Genomic DNA, 16,903 nt, shown 5'->3' with positions numbered 1-16,903 from the left:
GAGATATTCCCATCTTCCCGGCTTTTCGAAAAGGCCTGGTGTTGCAACGCTGGCTGGGTGCGTTATGATCCCGGTTATGAAGACATTAACCGCAGCATCCACGTCCATGACCCTGAAGTCTGCCGGTGTTCCGGCTGGCTCGATGGCTGCTGTGTATTTCCAGTGGTTTGGTTTTGGCTATTTCTATAGCCATACGCCGGGCCACGTCTGACACCTCACACCCCAGGAGGCGGCCCGGCAGAAAGCCAGGCTGCCACCGGAAGAAAACCCCGACTGGCAGCCGCCGTCGGGGTTTTTTTATGGGAGATCAATTATGGCTACAGCAATGACGGACTCACAGACGACCAGTGAACAACCACAGCCCGTGCATGATTCCGCAGCGCTCCAGAGCCTGCCAACACCAGCGGAACTCAAGCAGCAATTACCTTGTCCGGACGAACTGCAGAAGCAGGTGGAACAGCACCGGGAGGCGGTCCGCGCCATTCTCAGGGGCGAAGACGAGCGCCTGCTGGTGGTCGTGGGGCCCTGCTCCGTGCATGACGAAGTAGCGGCACTTGAGTATGGCGAACGACTCGCGGAACTCGCCGCGACCCTTCAGGATCGCTGTCTCATCGTCATGCGGGCATACCTCGAGAAGCCCCGCACCACCGTGGGCTGGAAAGGGCTGCTGTACGACCCTGAGCGCACGGGAGAAGGGGATCTGGCCCAGGGACTGGTCCGAAGCCGGCGCCTGCTTCTGAATCTGGCGCAGCTGGGGCTGCCGCTGGCGACCGAAGCCCTCCATCCAATGGCCGCGGATTATCTGTCGGATCTGGTGAGCTGGACGGCTGTCGGGGCGCGGACCACGGAGTCACAGCTCCATCGCGAGATGGCAAGCCAGCTGCCCATGCCGGTGGGCTTCAAGAACGGTACCGATGGCAGTCATGGGATGGCGCTCAATGCCATGCGGTCTGCGGCTTCTTCCCATTACCGGTTGGGCACGGACCTTCACGGCCGGCCGGCCATGATGCAGACACCGGGCAACCCGGATACGCATCTGGTACTGCGCGGTGGTCGTGGCGTTACCAATTACGACCAGACCAGTATCGCGACCGCCCAGGAAGAGTTGCGGGAGAGTGGGCTCAACCCCTCTTTGATGGTGGATTGCAGCCATGACAATGCCTGCAAGGAGCACCAGCGCCAGACCGGGATTGCCCGCGAACTGCTGCACCAGCGCCAGGCGGGCAATCACCGGATTGTCGGTATCATGCTCGAGAGCTTCCTGGTGGATGGCAAGCAGAAGGATGAAGGCGAGCTGACCTACGGCCAGTCCATTACGGACCCCTGTCTGGGATGGGATGAGACGGCGCATCTGTTGATGCAGATGGCCTGAAGGGCTCTGAATCTCTATCATACGCGCGACATGATGATCGCGCAGGGTAACGAGGGCATTCGTTACCCTTATCGGGATACCGGATGGGGTTCAGAGTATGGGCGCACTCAGGACAGGCCTGACGCAGGCGTGGGATCGTTTTACCCAGAAGATGTCACCGCCGGTCTTCATTGGCTCGGCGCTCTGCGTCATTGGTTTCTGTATTTTCGGTGGCCTTTTTACCGCTACGGCGAGTGACGCGTTCTCAAGCGCGCAACAGACGATTTCCCGGACTTTTGGGTGGTATTACGCGCTGATTGTCACCGTGTTTGTGGGGTTCGCGTTCTGGCTGATGGTCAGTCCCTACGGCCGACTGCGGTTGGGACCGCCGGATTCACGGCCTGAGTTCCGCTATCACGCCTGGTTTGCCATGCTGTTCAGTGCCGGCATGGGAACAGGTCTGGTGTTCTGGGGGGTGGCCGAGCCCCTCTATCACCATGCCGATCCGCTGTTTGCCGAGGGCGGCTCACCTGAGGCAGCGAAGGAGGCCATGCGATACACCTTCTTTCACTGGGGGCTGCATCCCTGGGCCATCTACATCCTGTTCGGCGCCTCCATTGCCTATTTCCATTTCCGCCATGATCTTCCGCTCGCACCCAGATCCATTCTGCATCCGCTGATCGGTCGTCATATCTGGGGGCCGATCGGCCACGGTGTGGACATTCTCTGCACGGTGGGGACCCTGCTGGGGGTTTCCACATCCCTGGGGCTGGGCGCGATGCAGATCAACAGTGGCCTTGCCCAGTACATGGACATTCCGCTCCAGACCGACGTGCAGGTAGGGATCATCGCCCTGATCACACTGGTGGCCACTATCTCTGTCGTGTCCGGTATCAAGGCTGGGATACGGCGACTGAGCCTCATCAACCTGGCACTGGCGTTCGGCCTTATGGTGTTCGTTTTCCTTGCCGGGCAGACGATCTATATCCTGGAGACATTGGTGGGAACGCTGGGCATCTACATCCAGCAGTTGCCTGAAATGAGTCTCTGGGTGGAGTACACCAGCAACACCGACTGGCAGGCAACCTGGACCATGTTCTACTGGGGCTGGTGGATTTCCTGGTCACCGTTTGTAGGGGTTTTTGTGGCCCGTATTTCCCGGGGGCGCACCCTGCGTGAGTTTGTTCTTTCGGTGATGCTGGTCCCGACGCTGGTCACGTTCGTCTGGTTGTCAGTTTTTGGTGGTTCAGCACTGCACATCGAGCTTTTCGGCAACGGGGGGCTGAGCGCGATCGTTCAGAATGATGTGTCGCTGTCGCTGCACGCACTGCTGGAAGCGCTGCCACTGGCGGGTGTGACCATGATGTGGGCCACCCTGGTGATCGTGATTTTCTTCATCACCTCTTCGGATTCAGGGTCGCTGGTCGATGACATGGTCACTTCCGGAGGCCACCCGAATCCGCCGCGTGCGCAGCGTGTTTTCTGGGCCGTGTCCGAGGGCACGGTTGCGGCCATACTTCTGATCGTTGGGGGATTGACGGCGATCCAGGACGCTTCCATATCCCTTGGTTTCTTCATGTCCTTCCTCCTGTTGGCGATTTGCCTGAGCCTTTACAAGGCGCTGCGGTCCGAGCGTCACATGACCCAGGGCGCCAGCCAGGAGGCGTTCAGAATACTGCCCTGGGCCAAAAAGCAGCCCGTACCGGAATAGGGCTGATCCTCAATCGGGGAGCGCACAGTGATTATACTGGGTGGGTTATGCACTTCGTCAGGTATATGGCTCCGACACGGCCATATTTCCATCCACCCCCTGTGTGACTTGCTCGACCGAGGTGATGCGCTGGTGATGCCGGTCCCAGAGATTGTTTCGCAGTGCCTTCGGCACGTCGCGCAGTGAAATCCGGGTGACGTCCTCAAACAGGTGCGCGTAGGCCTGGTGACATTCAGCCAGCTGGTAGTTGGGAATCGAGGCGGACAGGTGATGGACGTGGTGATAGGCAATATCCGCCGTAAACCAGTTCAGCCACGCGGGCAGTACCAGAAAGCTGGTGCCCTCTATCGCCGCCCGGTTGTAATCCCAGTGTTCCTCGTCAGCTGCCCATGAATCCTCGAAGTTATGCTGCACGGTGAACAGAATGATGCCTCCCGCACCGGCCAGGGAGAGGCTGATCAGGTAGATCGTGAAGAACAGGATCGGGCCGATGGCCAGACTCATGAGCACCCAGATCGTCAGCAACACCAGGTTGTTGGCCGTCATGTGCTGGTAGTCTTTCCACGTTTTCCAGTAACGCGGCTGAAAGTCATCCGCAATCGAGCGCAGCGACCGGGAAGGCGCACGCAACTTATGCCTGGCGACAAACACCAGTAGCGCCAGGCTGCCCTTGATCCAGGTGAAGCGGGGATTAAAGATCAGGTAGAGGAAACCGCCGACCGGCGCCATGGTGATGTGACGCAGCACCCGGTAGCGGATCTGCTGTGCCGGGGTCAGTTCGTTGAACTCCTCAATGGAAAGCGTCGCCAGCGGTCCCCGGTAGCGGTCCCAGTTGCCGTTGGTGGCATGGTGGAACGCGTGGTTCTTCGACCAGACGTACTGCGGCATACCGCAAAGCACACCCAGGAAAAAGCCGGCTGCGCGATTATAGGAGTTCTTGGCGAACAGGGCGTTGTGCCCGCAGTCGTGCATCAGCACGAACACCCTCAGGAGGAAGAGGCACAGTACCGCGATGCAGACGGCTGTCAGGCCCCATGCGGCCAGAGCATTGTCCAGCGAGGCGCTTTCAATCGCCAGGTACCAGACCAGTGCGAAGGGGATCAGTGTCGTGGCAATCTGGCGGCATGCAATGGCGTTATTCTTTTTGGCAAAGCGGGCGGTGATCTCTTTTTTCTGGTCAGCGGATAGCCCGGAATCGGTCATAACGTCCACTTCTATTTATTATTCTAATTGTCCCTGTGACTGGACGGGTAGCCTTGCTATGTTCCGTGGAGGCCCGTTTTTTTCAGCAATGCACTGGTCGGGGAAACCCGATCAGACGGTGTGACGCTACCATGGGCTGCTTTAAAAATGTCAATTGCCGTATTTTTCAAAGTGTGTCCAGTCATGATCTGTATCGTCTCTATGGTGGAAGGGCTTCGATATGGAAGTGAGTCCTGCCTACATGGGGATGAGGACGCTGATGGGTTCAATGTGACTATCACCATCGGTGTCAGTGAATTTTCGGAGTTATGACAGTCACTATGGATAGGTCCTTCGGCGCGCCGATTAGGCCCCGTATCAAGGCAAAGAATCCGCTCGAAATCGGATTGTCTGCTACCCGTCGTTTAACACCGATTCCGGGTAAAAATGCCCCCCCTGGAGTCGAGGGATCCACAGTCTGGAATGGTGTAAACCGAACAGCTTTGGTCCACCAGATTCCCGCAGTCCCCATCTTCGCTTTAACGCGTTTCCCTGCAAACGCATTCTTTGTTTTCAAAGGTTTTCATTTGTTTACGGAATTGGCTGGAATCGTTTTCGATTGCGAACTAACCTGATCATCAATTACTCAACGACCACTTTGCAGAGAAGGTCAGGCCTATGTCTGTCAGGGAAGCGCGCCCGCAATTCTGGCAGGTTCTCAAACGAAGCTGTCAGATTGCGGGATCGGTTGACGTTGGGTTCTTTTTTATTTTCCACCTCCTGGGCTCTCCTATCCTGGCCTGGGTCAATGTGGTCAGTGTTGCCATGTACGCAGTGGCTTACCGGGCGATAGGCAGGAAGCAGAATGGTCTGGCCATCTGGCTGATCTGGCTGGAAGTCATAATCCACGCAGGCCTCGGCACCGTTCTCATCGGGTGGGACAGCGGCTTTCACTATTACGTGCTGATGTTTATTCCGGCCGTGTTCGTCAGTATGAGGTTGCGCGAAGCCGTCGTGGCGTTGGTTGGGCTGTGGAGCTATCACGTTGCGCTGTACATTTGGATGTGGTCTACAGAGCCACTCCAACCCATCGCGCCTGACGCCCTTCTTGGGGTTTATCTATTCAACCTGAGCGTCGTGTTCGCCATGTTCAGTTACCTATCTTTCTTCTATCTCAACATAGTAACCGAGGCGAGCAGGAAGCTGCGTCGAATCGCGACCACGGATTCGTTAACAGGCCTCCTTAACCGTCGACATATGACCCATCTTTTGGAGAGGGAGTTGGCCCGCTTTCGACGACAAGGTCACCCGGTGTCTTTTCTCCTGTTCGATATTGATTATTTTAAGGAGATTAATGACGAGCACGGTCACGAAACCGGTGATAGGGTTCTGGAAGATGTCGCCGCAATTATCAAGGATCAATTGCGTACCCAGGACCTGATTGCCCGGTGGGGTGGGGAAGAATTCCTGGTTGTACTTCCGGACAGCGAGTTACAGAGTGCCCGGGCGATTGCGGAGAGGGTCCGGGAGGCGCTGATGGCGCGTGAATGGCAGGGATCCAATGGGCAACCAATCGCTGTTACCACCAGTGCTGGCGTCAGCGCATTCTCCCGGGACGACGACCGGAATTCGGCCATCAGCAGGGCGGATCGCGCGCTCTATCGTGGCAAGGAACTTGGACGCAACCGGGTAGAGCTGGAAACCTAGCCAGTGCTCCCCGTCTTTCAGATCAGTCTCGATTTGTGTTTTCGCTCGAAATCTTCCAGTTCCACGTTGATAGCATTGTTGGAAATCACGATTTCCCAGAACGAAAAAAGAAGCGACAGTGACAGCAGAATCAGGCTGCTGCCGAAGCTGACCGTCCCGACCGTTTCCCAGCCCAGAAACAGTGCGAACATGGATAGTGTGCAGATCAGGAAGCTCAGGACCCCTGTAGCCTGCATGCGCTTGGTGAGAAGGATGCGCTGGCGCAGCATGCCCAGCTGACGGGCAATCAGCGGGTAGTCGTCCTGCGTTTTCATGTGCTTGAGCTGGCGGATCAGTTGTGCCAGTACCAGGAACCGATTGGTGTACGCCAGCAGGAGTAGCGAGATGGCGGGGAAAAGCAGGGCGGGAGTGGAGACTGTCAAACCACTAGACTCCCAGGCGTTGGCGCGGCCATTGGCAGAAGGCAGTTAGCAGGGCCGGAGAATTCCCGGGAAATCTCCGGCCCCCGCAATGAGCGCTTCAGGACTGGCTGCTAGAAAATGTAATCCGTCGTCAGCACGCCAGAACGACGTTCCCTCACGATGCTGTTGACCAGATTGCGGTTGCCTTCGGTTGACTTGGTTGCGACCGTCGTCCGGATGGAAAAAACGCGGAGCGCGTCCGACACAGACAGGGTGCCTTCGGCTGAATCCTTGCGTCCGTTGAACGGCAGAGTGTCCGGCCCTCTCTGACATTGGCCGTTGATGTTGATCCTGCCAACCTGGTTTGCCAGCACATCGATCAACGGACCCATGGTGTCCGCATTCTGGCCAAACAGGCTCAACTGCTGACCAAAGTTGGACTCGCGAACCTGTTCGATCACCTCGTTTTCATTGCGAAAGACACTGATCGGAATGACGGGGCCGAACTGTTCCTCTGAACAGGCTCTCATATCTGACGTTGCAGGATACAGAACGGCAGGGTGGAAATAGGTACCGTAAACCTGTGCGCCGCCATCGTTCACCACGCGCGCGCCTTTTGCCTGGGCGTCCTCAACGAGTGCAGTAAGGTAGTCGGTTTTACCAGGCTCGGGGAGTGGTGTCAGCTTGGTTGTTGGCTCCCAGGGCATGCCCGGCATGAGCTTATTGACCTCGTCCACCACTTTTCCGGCAAACGCCTCGGCCACGGACTCATGAACGTGCAGGAGCTTGAGGGCGGTGCAGCGCTGGCCGTTGAACGATAACGCGCCGGCCACGCATTCCTGTGCCGCGAGATCCAGGTCCGCGTCCGCCAGGACAATGCCGGGGTTCTTGGCGTCAAGCCCCAGGGCGGCCTTCAGGCGGTTGGGCTTCGGGTGCATCTGTTTCAGTGCCGCCGCGCCCTGGTGCGTACCGATGAAGGCGAACATATCAATATCGCCACTTTCCATCAGCGGCGGAATGGTGTCCCGTCCATTCCCGAAAATAATGTTGATCACGCCGGGCGGGAAACAGTTCTGGAAAGCCTCAAGCAATGGGCCAACCAGAAGTACGCCGTACTTGGCCGGCTTGAATATCACCGTGTTACCCATAATGAGGGCAGGGATCAAGGTGGTGAAAGTTTCGTTCAGCGGGTAATTGTAGGGGCCCATGCACAGGGCAACACCGACCGGCAGCCGGCGCGTCTGTGCTATGACGCCACCAACCAGTTCGAACCTGGAGGAGCGGCGGTCTAGGGCCTTAAGCTCATCAATGGTATTGCTGATGTAATCACAGGTTCGGTCAAACTCCTTGCAGGAATCCGTTTCCGTTTTTCCAATCTCCCACATGAGAAGTTCAACCACTTCGTCCCGATGCACCTGCATCTCGTGAAGGAAGCGTTCCACATGCTCGATCCGTTCACTGACTGATAGAGTCGGCCAGACGCCGCTGCCCTGGGCGTAAGCCTGCTTCGCGGCGGACAACGCCTTGAGTGACGCCTCGTGATCCATCAGGGGGGTCCTGCCCATGCACAGAGGCTGCGGATGAGACGGCTGCCCTTTCTCAACGCATATCGGGCTTAGTACATCGGCGTAAGCGCCCTCCCATTTTTCCAGCTTACCGTTGATCAGGGTGTGCGTGATGGAAGCGCTCTGTTCGTTCTTGAACTTAGCGGGAATACTCGCTTCATCCGGGAAGAAGTGGTTATCGAGTTTATAGCTGGCGGACATACATTACTCCTTCGATTGTTTTATTCGCTGACGAGGGTATCTACCGTCTCTGCCAGTGATTCAGAAATTTGAATGAATTCGTCAGCCTTTAATGAGGCGCCCCCAATCAGGCCCCCGTTAACTTCGGCGAGGTTGAAGATCTCTGCCGCGTTGCTTGAGTTGACGCTGCCCCCGTAAACAATACGCAGTCGCTGACTGGGATCCTCTTTTCTGGAGGGTGCGCAGGAGGACAGGAAAGTCCGGATCGCCTGGTGGACGCTTTCGATCTGCAAGGCCTGTGCGACCTCACCCGTGCCAATGGCCCAGACTGGCTCGTAAGCAACAACCCCCTGTTCGAACCCGGCAAGACCGACCCGGTCAATAACGGCCTGCAGCTGTTGCTCAATGACCTGTCTGGTCTGCCCAGCCTCGCGCTCCTCGAAGGTTTCGCCAACGCAGAGAACCGGCATCATCCCGGCGTTCTGCACGGCTTCAAACTTTGCGGCGACCGCCGTACTGGACTCTGCGTACTTAAGGCGACGTTCAGAATGGCCGACCAGCGCATACCGGCATTTCAGTTCACTGAGCATAGAGGCACTGACCTCGCCGGTGTGAGCGCCTGATGCATGCTCCGACACAGTCTGGGCCCCCGTAACAATGCCTGTGCAGGCGAGCGCATCGCAGACCTGAAACAGGTAGGGGGATGGTGGACAGACGGCGATATCGATATGTTTCTGAAGCTGTTGCAGCTTTGGAATGAGCCGGTGAAGCAACTCCTGATTGAGTTGCAGACTGCCGTTCATTTTCCAATTGCCGATAAGGAGTGGTTTTGTCATTGTCGTTCTCCTGGCTCTGCTCGTTCAGGTGCACAACGCGCAAGGCACTGCTCGCACGCTGGGGTAATTCGAGCGGGTGGCAAGGTGACATCAATCGCTATATCACCTAAATTTTCGTTTTAGTAGTCTATAACGAAAATAAAAGAAAAAAAAGGAGCGTCTTAGAACATTTTATGATTTGAAAACGAAATCTCACCCCCTGCACGTATCGCGTGCTGGCGCAAAAGTGGCGAGAGAGGATCGAAGCGGCGGAGCGACAGAACGCCGCTCCCCGGGAAGCGGTTGCCGGAACGTGTCAGAGCTTTTGGACGGCGCGGAGCCAACCGCCATAAAGGCGGTCTCTTTTGTCTTTGGTCATCACCGGTTCGAAGGTGCGATCGCAACGCCACAGTTTCGAGAGTTCGTCCAGCGAGCTGTACACGCCCGCTTGCAGTCCGGCGAGATAGGCGGCGCCAAGAGCCGTGGTTTCGATCATGTCGGGGCGATCGACCCGTGCACCAAGAATATCTGCCAGGAACTGTAGCACCCAGTTGTTGACCACCATGCCGCCATCAACGCGCAGAGTGACGGGCCGGATGCCGTCCTTTTCCATCGTCTTCTGGAGGTCTTTGGTTTGATAGCACACCGACTGCAGGCCGGCCGTCACAATTTCCTTGATGCCGGTATCCCGAGTCAGGCCCAGAATCGCGCCGCGTGCGTTCGGATCCCAGTGAGGTGCACCAAGACCGGTAAACGCTGGCACCAGGTAGACGCCATGATCCACCGGTGTGCCTTCGGCCAGTGGTTCCGTTTCGCAGGCGTCCCGGATCAGTCTTAAACCATCTCTCAGCCACTGAATGGTTGCGCCCGCAATGAAGATGCTGCCTTCAAGCGCGTAGGTTGGCTCACCATTGATGCGATACGCCACTGTGGTGAGCAGGCGGTTCTGGGACTGCAGGGCCTCATCCCCGGTGTTGAGCATCAGGAAGCATCCGGTGCCATAGGTACTTTTGGCCATCCCTGACTCGAAGCATGTCTGCCCGACCATTGCTGCCTGTTGATCACCTGCAACGCCCATGATGTGAGTGCCGTTTAACGATTCAAGGCCGGTGATGACCCCGAAATGATCCGCGGAATCCATGACTTCGGGCAACAGGGATTCGGGGATCTCGAACAGCTTGAGTAGTTCCGGGTCCCATTGCTGGGTATGGATATTGAACAGCATGGTCCTGCTGGCATTGGAGGCATCCGTGCGATGCTCCCGGCCGCCAGTCAGGCGCCATAGCAGGAAGGTATCAATCGTGCCAAAAGCGAGTTCGCCACGCTCCGCCCGCTCGCGGGCGTCGCTCACGTTATCGAGGATCCAGGAGATCTTGGATGCTGAGAAATAGGGGTCGAGGAGAAGCCCGGTCCTGTTGGCCACCCAGGGTTCCAGGTTGTCGGCTTTCAATGATTCGCAGTAGGAGGCCGTCCTACGATCCTGCCAGACAATTGCGTTATAGAGGCACTCGCCGGTCTCGCGATCCCAGACTACGGTGGTTTCACGCTGGTTGGTAATGCCGGCCGCAACGACGTCATTGGGGTGGACCTTCTCGCCGGTCATCAGGTCGTCAAGGGTGCTTATCACCGTTTTCCAGATGGCCTCGGGATCGTGCTCGACCCAACCGCTTGCCGGATAATGCTGGGGAAATTCCTGCTGACGTGTTGCGACGATTTCGCCCTTGAGGTTGAACAGGATGGCCCGGGAGCTGGTGGTGCCCTGGTCTATGGAGAGTAGATACTGGCTCATGATGTAGGCGCTCCATTTGCTTTGTTGTTTGTTCGCATTTTTGCGTTTTTCAGTAAAAATGCCAATCATTTTTTCGAAAACGTACACTCTAATTACCCTGGAGCGCCGCAGGTGGCTGAAAAAGATCGCCACCACCGGTAGACTGGCGTGATCTGAATGCCGAGCATAGACTCCGTTACGACAGAATCGAACATCAATGACAGAGGTGGTCTGAATGGCTCAACGTCGCCGTCAGGAATTGATCATGGAGCTGATCCGTAAGAATGGGTTTGTAACCACGGAGCAGCTTGTGGAGCAGTTCAATGTGACACCGCAAACCATCCGCAGGGATCTTAATGAGCTCGCGAAAAAGAATACCCTGAGACGGCATCATGGTGGTGCGGGTATCGACTCAAGCACCGTCAATACGTCCTATCAGACGCGTAAAATTCTGGACCTGGAAGCCAAGGAGCGCATTGCGGAGGCGCTTGTTGAGCTCATTCCTGATAATTCGTCGATCTTCATCAACATCGGAACCACCACTGAGACCATCGCCAAGGCGCTTCTCAGAAAAAATAACCTTCAGATCGTCACCAACAACCTGCATGTCGCCTCGATTCTCTCAGCGAGAGAGGATTGCCATGTCATCATCGCAGGTGGCGAGGTTCGTAATCGCGACGGCGGGATCGTCGGTGAGGCCACGCGGGACTTTATAAACCAGTTCAAGATGGATTTCGGGATCATTGGCATCAGCGGCATCGACGGTGACGGTTCGCTGCTTGATTTCGATTACCGTGAGGTCCGCGTGGCACAGGCAATCATCGCGAACTCGGCGCAGGTGCTGCTGGCAGCGGACCATTCAAAGTTCGGTCGGAACGCGATGGTCCGACTCGGGAACGTAACGCAGGCCGACTACCTCTTTACGGATCAGGAGCCACCTGCCGAGCTTCGACAGCTTCTTAGCGAGAACGACGTTGACTTGCGCGTGGTGTGACATCCTGTTCTGTCGAATTCTGAAAGTTGGGTTGTAGCTCACGGTTTCGTTTTTTCGAAATTTTTCCTTTACGAATAAAAAAAGCTTTCGCATACTGCCGTATACCGTACCCGAGAATCGGAAAGGGATCATGACCCTCAGTATCCCTTTGAACTGCGTCAGGAGAAAGCGATAATGATCACAGACCATGAGAAGTTTGACGTTGTTGTCGTCGGCGGTGGCGTCAATGGTGCTGGCATTGCCATGGACGCAGCCGGCAGGGGCCTGCGTGTGTTGTTATGTGAAATGAATGATCTGGCATCTGCGACGTCATCGAACAGCAGCAAGCTGATCCATGGTGGGCTTCGGTATCTTGAGCACTATGAATTCCGGCTTGTCAGGGAGGCGCTGGGAGAGCGGGAGTCACTGCTTCGCAATGCGCCGCACATCATGTGGCCATTGCGCTTTCACCTTCCGCACCGCTCCCATCTGCGTCCGGCATGGCTGATCCGGTCTGGGTTGTTCCTTTACGATCATCTGGCCAAACGCGAAATGCTGCCGGGGTCGCGTTCGATCAGGTTCGGGAGCTCAGATCCCCTTAAGCCAGACATTGTGAAGGGCTTCGAATATTCTGATGGTTGGGCCGACGACGCACGCCTCGTGGTACTGGCCGCCAAGAAAGCCGAGCAGCATGGCGCCAAGATCATGACCCGCACCAAATGCGTCCAGGCGGACCGTGGCGAGCGCGAGTGGCAGGTCACGCTGTGTGACAGGTGCAGTGACGACGAATGGGTGATCTCAAGCAAGGTGATCATCAACGCCGCGGGGCCCTGGGTGAGCAGTCTTTTCGGGGATTCACTGGGTATGAGGGCGCCGAAAACGATCCGGATGGTTAAAGGCAGCCATATCGTGGTGCCCCGACTTAACAAGGATCAGGAAGCCTATATTCTCCAGAATGAAGATGAACGCATTGTATTCGTCATCCCCTACGAAGATGAATTTTCGCTGGTCGGCACAACCGACGTTGAGTACGAGGGTGATCCGAATAAGGCCAGGATCTCGAACGAAGAAATTGAGTACCTGCTCGCGATCGTTAACGACCATTTCAAGCGCCAACTGAAGCCTGAAGAAGTCATCTGGTCCTACTCAGGCGTTCGGCCGTTGATGGACGACGAGGGAGGCGATGCTAAATCGGCGTCCCGGGACTACAGTTTCGAAGTCAGCCAGGAAGAAGGCCTGGCGCCGCTGATTTCGGTCTTCGGTGGCAAGCTGACGACCTACAGAAAGCTAGCGGAGGCCGCAACCAACAAGCTTTGCGAATTCTTCCCTCATGCAGGGACGGCCTGGACCAAGATTGCCAGCCTTCCTGGAGGGGAATTCAGTGGGCATGAAGCGCTTGAGCGAGAGCTCAAGGCGGATTTCCCGTGGCTGGATGAAGGGCTGGTCCGTCGTTTCGTGCGAACGTACGGCACCCTTTCCTACTCGATACTGAAAGGCTGCGAACAGATGGGCGATCTGGGACGCTGTTTCGGGGGGAATCTGTATGCCGCTGAAGTGGATTACCTGGTCGAGCACGAGTGGGCGATGACCGCAGAGGATATCCTCTGGCGCCGCACCAAGCAGGGGCTCTTTGCCTCAGAGCAGGATGTTGTCGGCCTTGAATGGTACCTGAGTGATCGCCAAAATGGCGCTATGAAGGGCGTTGCAGCCCCTCATCGCAGCGCCTGAACCCATTGCGGGTAATACGTGCGCCCAGTCTTCCAACCATCATCCCCTTTACCGGAATAGCGGTGGCTAAAATCTGGCATGACATGCTTGGCGCGCGCACAAAAAACCCGCGACCTTGGCCGCGGGCTTTACAGGATGCCCCTTGGATGAAGGGGCGGATCAGTCAGATCGTTTAAAAGTTAAACTGCGAGCCAACGATCAGCGCCTGGTACTCACGCTGCGGCATGAGTGCACCACCACCCTCGCCAACGTAATCCTGCACCTCGACCATCAGGGTCAGCTGGTCAGTAACGCGATGACGGGAGAACAGCATTGTCAGCTCGTTGGTGCCGGCGGCGTTGTCTTCTTCACCCTCACCATAACTGACACCAAAGGTGTGGATGCCGGCATCAAAAGTACCCTCGGCGTACCACTGCTCATACTCTTCACCCGGCGCGGTAGTGAAGATCACCGGGCTCGTATTCTCGCTGACGGAGTAGTTGGCGCGGGCATTGAAGTTACCCGCGCTGAGCGAGCCCCCGACGTCGATGGTCGACATGGTCTCGCTGTCATTGCCGCTCAAACCGGTGTCATCGACATCCTGGAAGCCGCCGCTGGTCCAGATACCGAAGTTATCGCCGGCATAGTCCAGTCGATACTCGATGCGGGGCGTCTCCTTGGTGCCCTCTTCGAGGTTATTTGCACCGTTGTCCTGTTCGTTTGTCGTGCCCGCGAAGGCGCCAGTCCCACTATCCGGGTCAACTACTGCGACAGCGAACTGAACCCCGCCAGAACGTGGCGAGAAATAGGCAACCCGAGGCCGGAAGTCCGCATACTTGTAGCCGACGCCGATACGACCGTTCGTGGCGAGAGAGTCGACACCCTGGTCCGGCATGATACCCACACCCATGGCGCTGCCCGCGTCACCGATAGCCGGGGTGCCGACCAGGCCGAAGCCCTGACCTATGCTGGCCGTACCGAAATCACCTGCGACGTCAATTTTGGCAACACGGCTGCCAAACCCACTGGTGTTGTTGCCGCCTATACCCACATGATTGTTGATCTGAAGGTGACCGGAAACGTCGAGGCCGTTCTGCGTTGGTGCGGAGAACGAAAGGTTCAGGCTCGCTGGGTTAAAGCCTGACCCAACGCCAATATTCTTGTCTCCGCCGTCTTCGTCCTCAGCAACGAGGAATACCGGGATGTAACCGCCAGCGCCGAATGTCCAGCCGCTGTCGGTTTCGTAAGACAGGTCGGCCATCGCCGGGGACGCCATGCCGCCGGCGATCAGCGACAGTGCGGCGGCCAGAGACGTTTTGCGAAACGTGCCGTTACTGGAAGTGTTGTTGTTTTCGAACATGATTGTTTCCTGTTTTTGTTAGTACTTGATGCCGGCCACGCCCTCTGCCCTTTTGGTTTGATCCTGCGGGGTGGAGTGGAGCAGCGTTTCAGACGAAATGCTGGGCCAATCATTCGAATTATAGGCTTTTAAGCAGTTCGTGTAAGAAAATCGTAGCTCTGAAACGAACAAATTAAAAGCCTTAAAATGGAAAATATTTTCTTAATTTTCGGTATGGATTGCGAATAAAAACATTTTTGCCCATAAATAATTGATTTTAAATTGTTTTGAAGTTGTTGTTTGGTTTTCGTTGACGAACATTTTGCTTAAGGATACCGTTGTCTGAAGAAACTCAGGGCGTAACTGCAGGTCGGGCAATCAAGTAAGCCAACGCAGTCTTGCATTTCATCGAATAACAAAGGGAGCAGCCCTATGCTAAGACGAACCAAGATAGTCGCCACGCTCGGCCCGTCCACGGACACGCCGGAGTCGCTTGCTGCGATTGTAGAAGCCGGCGTTGATGCGACGCGGCTCAATTTCTCCCACGGCAGCTCGCAGGAGCACATTGACCGGGCAAACAGCGTTCGTGAGATTGCGCGTCAGCAGGGTCGGTTTGTTGCGCTGCTTGCGGACCTTCAGGGCCCCAAGCTGCGGGTTTCGAGATTCATGGAACATAAGGTGACCCTTGTGGCTGGCCAGGAATTCGTCCTGGATGCCGCAATGGATAAGGATGCCGGCACTGCCGAATGCGTGGGTATCGACTATGAGCAGTTGATTGATGATGTTTCAGTCGGGGACGTGCTGGTTCTGGATGATGGGCGCATTGAGATGGAGGTGACATCCGTTGGTGAGCGGAGCATCACTTCCAAGGTACTCATCGGTGGCATCCTTTCGGATAACAAGGGGCTGAACAAACGCGGTGGCGGCCTGTCTGCAGAGGCGCTCACCGACAAGGACAGGGAAGACATCATCACCGCGGCCCGGCTCGGTGCAGACTACGTTGCGGTGTCGTTTGTCCGCACCGCCCAAGACCTGCACAAGGCCCGCCGGCTGCTCAGGGATGCGGGTTCCGGGGCGGGCCTGGTTGCCAAGATCGAGCGCGCCGAGCTGGTTCACGACAATGCCGCCCTGGATGCCGTCATTGAAGCGGCTGATGTGGTCATGGTGGCGCGTGGTGACCTGGCGGTGGAGATCGGCGACGCTGAACTCGTTGGCGTTCAGAAGCACATCATCGAGCGTGCCCGGGTGCTGGACCGCAGCGTCATTACTGCCACCCAGATGATGGAATCCATGATCACCGAGCCAATGCCGACCCGTGCGGAGGTATCCGATGTGGCCAATGCGGTAATGGACTACACCGATGCCGTTATGCTCTCGGCCGAGACGGCTGTAGGAGACTACCCTGTGGAGGCCGTGCGGGCGATGGTGCGAATCTGTCTGGGCGCCGAAAAGCACCCGTCAATGCATCAGTCCCAACACCGTATCCATGAGAGTATGGAACACATCGATGACGCTATTGCGTTGTCCGCGATGTACGCGGCCAATCACCTCAGTGGTGTGACGGCAATCATCTGTATGACCGAATCCGGAGCGACGCCACTACTGATGTCCCGGATCAAGTCAAGCCTCCCGATTTTCGCTTTCTCGCGTCACCACTCCACCCAACACCGTGTTGTCCTGTTTCGGGGCGTCCATACAGTCCCCTTTGACAGCCTGAAAATTCCCAATGATCAGACCAATGCGCTTGCTGTCTCTGAGCTGGTGAGTCGCGGAATGGTTCAGGAAGGGGATCTGGTTGTGATGACCAAGGGAGACTACGTTAATGCTCAGGGTGGCACCAATACCATGAAGGTTGTCCGTGTGGGGGCTGAGATCCAGTGAGCTCAGCGTCCACGTCGACCCGCATCCCTGAATACCCAATCCCTGCCAACAACACAGGAGTGCACGCCTCATGAGTCAGGACGATGATCCGGTCGAAACCCGGGAATGGCTGGAGGCACTGGAATCGGTTATCGAGTACGAGGGGGTTGAGAGGGCGGAGTACCTGCTTTCGAAACTCTCGGACAGGGCGACCCGCGCGGGCACGCCCATGCCCTACGCCATCACCACGCCCTTCCGCAACAGCATCCAGCCCACGGATGAGGCCCGCATGCCGGGTGATATGTTCATGGAGCGCCGCATCCGCTCGCTGATCCGCTGGAACG

Annotated in this window: 14 protein-coding genes; 8 read left to right on the top strand and 6 right to left on the bottom strand. The window is 56.8% G+C overall.

Going from position 1 to position 16,903, the window contains the following annotated elements; translation table 11 throughout:
* Nucleotides 1-76 precede the first annotated feature (76 nt).
* The 3 genes from GLW01_RS15765 to GLW01_RS13375 all read left to right on the top strand — a co-directional run bounded on the left by GLW01_RS15765 (nt 77) and on the right by GLW01_RS13375 (nt 3,062).
* Complete coding sequence (locus tag GLW01_RS15765; RefSeq protein ID WP_286173313.1) at nt 77-211, top strand: hypothetical protein; 135 nt, start codon at nt 77-79, stop codon at nt 209-211.
* 102 nt (nt 212-313) lie between these two features.
* Nucleotides 314-1,372 carry a 3-deoxy-7-phosphoheptulonate synthase gene (locus GLW01_RS13380; RefSeq protein ID WP_286173312.1) on the top strand — a complete coding sequence of 353 codons (1,059 nt, stop codon included), beginning with the start codon at nt 314-316 and terminating at the stop codon, nt 1,370-1,372.
* A gap of 97 nt (nt 1,373-1,469) precedes the next feature.
* Nucleotides 1,470-3,062, top strand: coding sequence for a BCCT family transporter (locus GLW01_RS13375; protein ID WP_202405734.1), 1,593 nt, complete (start codon nt 1,470-1,472; stop codon nt 3,060-3,062).
* Nucleotides 3,063-3,119: 57 nt separating this feature from the next.
* Here GLW01_RS13375 and GLW01_RS13370 read toward each other — a convergent pair whose 3' ends face one another.
* Nucleotides 3,120-4,265, bottom strand: a complete 1,146-nt coding sequence (locus GLW01_RS13370; protein ID WP_160899355.1) for a fatty acid desaturase — start codon at nt 4,263-4,265, stop codon at nt 3,120-3,122.
* Between the two features lie 657 nt (nt 4,266-4,922).
* On the opposite strand from GLW01_RS13370, the gene GLW01_RS13365 reads away from it, so the two are divergent.
* Entirely contained in the window at nt 4,923-5,951 is a 1,029-nt protein-coding gene (locus GLW01_RS13365) for a GGDEF domain-containing protein (protein WP_160899354.1), read from the top strand.
* Between the two features lie 17 nt (nt 5,952-5,968).
* Here GLW01_RS13365 and GLW01_RS13360 read toward each other — a convergent pair whose 3' ends face one another.
* The 4 genes from GLW01_RS13360 to glpK all read right to left on the bottom strand — a co-directional run bounded on the left by GLW01_RS13360 (nt 5,969) and on the right by glpK (nt 10,701).
* Complete coding sequence (locus tag GLW01_RS13360) at nt 5,969-6,373, bottom strand: DUF2721 domain-containing protein (protein WP_160899353.1); 405 nt, start codon at nt 6,371-6,373, stop codon at nt 5,969-5,971.
* 110 nt (nt 6,374-6,483) lie between these two features.
* Entirely contained in the window at nt 6,484-8,118 is a 1,635-nt protein-coding gene (locus GLW01_RS13355) for an NADP-dependent glyceraldehyde-3-phosphate dehydrogenase (RefSeq protein WP_160899352.1), read from the bottom strand.
* A gap of 20 nt (nt 8,119-8,138) precedes the next feature.
* Nucleotides 8,139-8,933: a triose-phosphate isomerase gene (gene tpiA, locus GLW01_RS13350; protein WP_160899351.1), complete on the bottom strand. Its 795-nt coding sequence runs from the start codon at nt 8,931-8,933 to the stop codon at nt 8,139-8,141.
* 295 nt (nt 8,934-9,228) lie between these two features.
* Nucleotides 9,229-10,701 (bottom strand): glycerol kinase GlpK, encoded by a 1,473-nt coding sequence (gene glpK / locus GLW01_RS13345; RefSeq protein WP_160899474.1) that lies wholly within the window; start codon nt 10,699-10,701, stop codon nt 9,229-9,231.
* Between the two features lie 214 nt (nt 10,702-10,915).
* On the opposite strand from glpK, the gene GLW01_RS13340 reads away from it, so the two are divergent.
* Nucleotides 10,916-11,674 carry a DeoR/GlpR family transcriptional regulator gene (locus GLW01_RS13340; protein ID WP_160899350.1) on the top strand — a complete coding sequence of 253 codons (759 nt, stop codon included), beginning with the start codon at nt 10,916-10,918 and terminating at the stop codon, nt 11,672-11,674.
* Between the two features lie 174 nt (nt 11,675-11,848).
* Entirely contained in the window at nt 11,849-13,381 is a 1,533-nt protein-coding gene (glpD, locus tag GLW01_RS13335) for a glycerol-3-phosphate dehydrogenase (RefSeq protein ID WP_160899349.1), read from the top strand.
* A 172-nt stretch (nt 13,382-13,553) separates the two neighbouring features.
* Here the strand turns inward: glpD and GLW01_RS13330 are convergent, their stop codons facing one another.
* Nucleotides 13,554-14,720: a porin gene (locus tag GLW01_RS13330; RefSeq protein WP_160899348.1), complete on the bottom strand. Its 1,167-nt coding sequence runs from the start codon at nt 14,718-14,720 to the stop codon at nt 13,554-13,556.
* A gap of 411 nt (nt 14,721-15,131) precedes the next feature.
* Here GLW01_RS13330 and pyk point away from each other — a divergent pair, with 411 nt between their 5' ends.
* On the top strand, nt 15,132-16,580 hold the full coding sequence (gene pyk, locus GLW01_RS13325; RefSeq protein ID WP_160899347.1) for a pyruvate kinase: 1,449 nt from the start codon (nt 15,132-15,134) through the stop codon (nt 16,578-16,580).
* 70 nt (nt 16,581-16,650) lie between these two features.
* The coding region (locus tag GLW01_RS13320) for a hypothetical protein (RefSeq protein WP_160899346.1) at nt 16,651-16,903 on the top strand (253 nt) is incomplete at its 3' end.

Origin of the sequence: Vreelandella halophila, from assembly GCF_009856365.1 — a bacterium.
Lineage (GTDB): Bacteria > Pseudomonadota > Gammaproteobacteria > Pseudomonadales > Oleiphilaceae > Halospina > Halospina utahensis_B.
Note: the sequence above shows the minus strand (reverse complement) of the source record. Positions and strands in the feature narration are given on the sequence as shown.

Coding starts and splice junctions, on each gene's coding strand:
- GLW01_RS13370 (WP_160899355.1), bottom strand. CDS start 4,265: ATGACCGATTCCGGGCTATCCGCTGACCAGAAAAAAGAGATCACCGCC.
- GLW01_RS13375 (WP_202405734.1), top strand. CDS start 1,470: ATGGGCGCACTCAGGACAGGCCTGACGCAGGCGTGGGATCGTTTTACC.
- glpD (WP_160899349.1), top strand. CDS start 11,849: ATGATCACAGACCATGAGAAGTTTGACGTTGTTGTCGTCGGCGGTGGC.
- GLW01_RS13380 (WP_286173312.1), top strand. CDS start 314: ATGGCTACAGCAATGACGGACTCACAGACGACCAGTGAACAACCACAG.
- GLW01_RS13330 (WP_160899348.1), bottom strand. CDS start 14,720: ATGTTCGAAAACAACAACACTTCCAGTAACGGCACGTTTCGCAAAACG.
- glpK (WP_160899474.1), bottom strand. CDS start 10,701: ATGAGCCAGTATCTACTCTCCATAGACCAGGGCACCACCAGCTCCCGG.
- GLW01_RS13355 (WP_160899352.1), bottom strand. CDS start 8,118: ATGTCCGCCAGCTATAAACTCGATAACCACTTCTTCCCGGATGAAGCG.
- GLW01_RS13365 (WP_160899354.1), top strand. CDS start 4,923: ATGTCTGTCAGGGAAGCGCGCCCGCAATTCTGGCAGGTTCTCAAACGA.
- tpiA (WP_160899351.1), bottom strand. CDS start 8,933: ATGACAAAACCACTCCTTATCGGCAATTGGAAAATGAACGGCAGTCTG.
- GLW01_RS15765 (WP_286173313.1), top strand. CDS start 77: ATGAAGACATTAACCGCAGCATCCACGTCCATGACCCTGAAGTCTGCC.
- pyk (WP_160899347.1), top strand. CDS start 15,132: ATGCTAAGACGAACCAAGATAGTCGCCACGCTCGGCCCGTCCACGGAC.
- GLW01_RS13340 (WP_160899350.1), top strand. CDS start 10,916: ATGGCTCAACGTCGCCGTCAGGAATTGATCATGGAGCTGATCCGTAAG.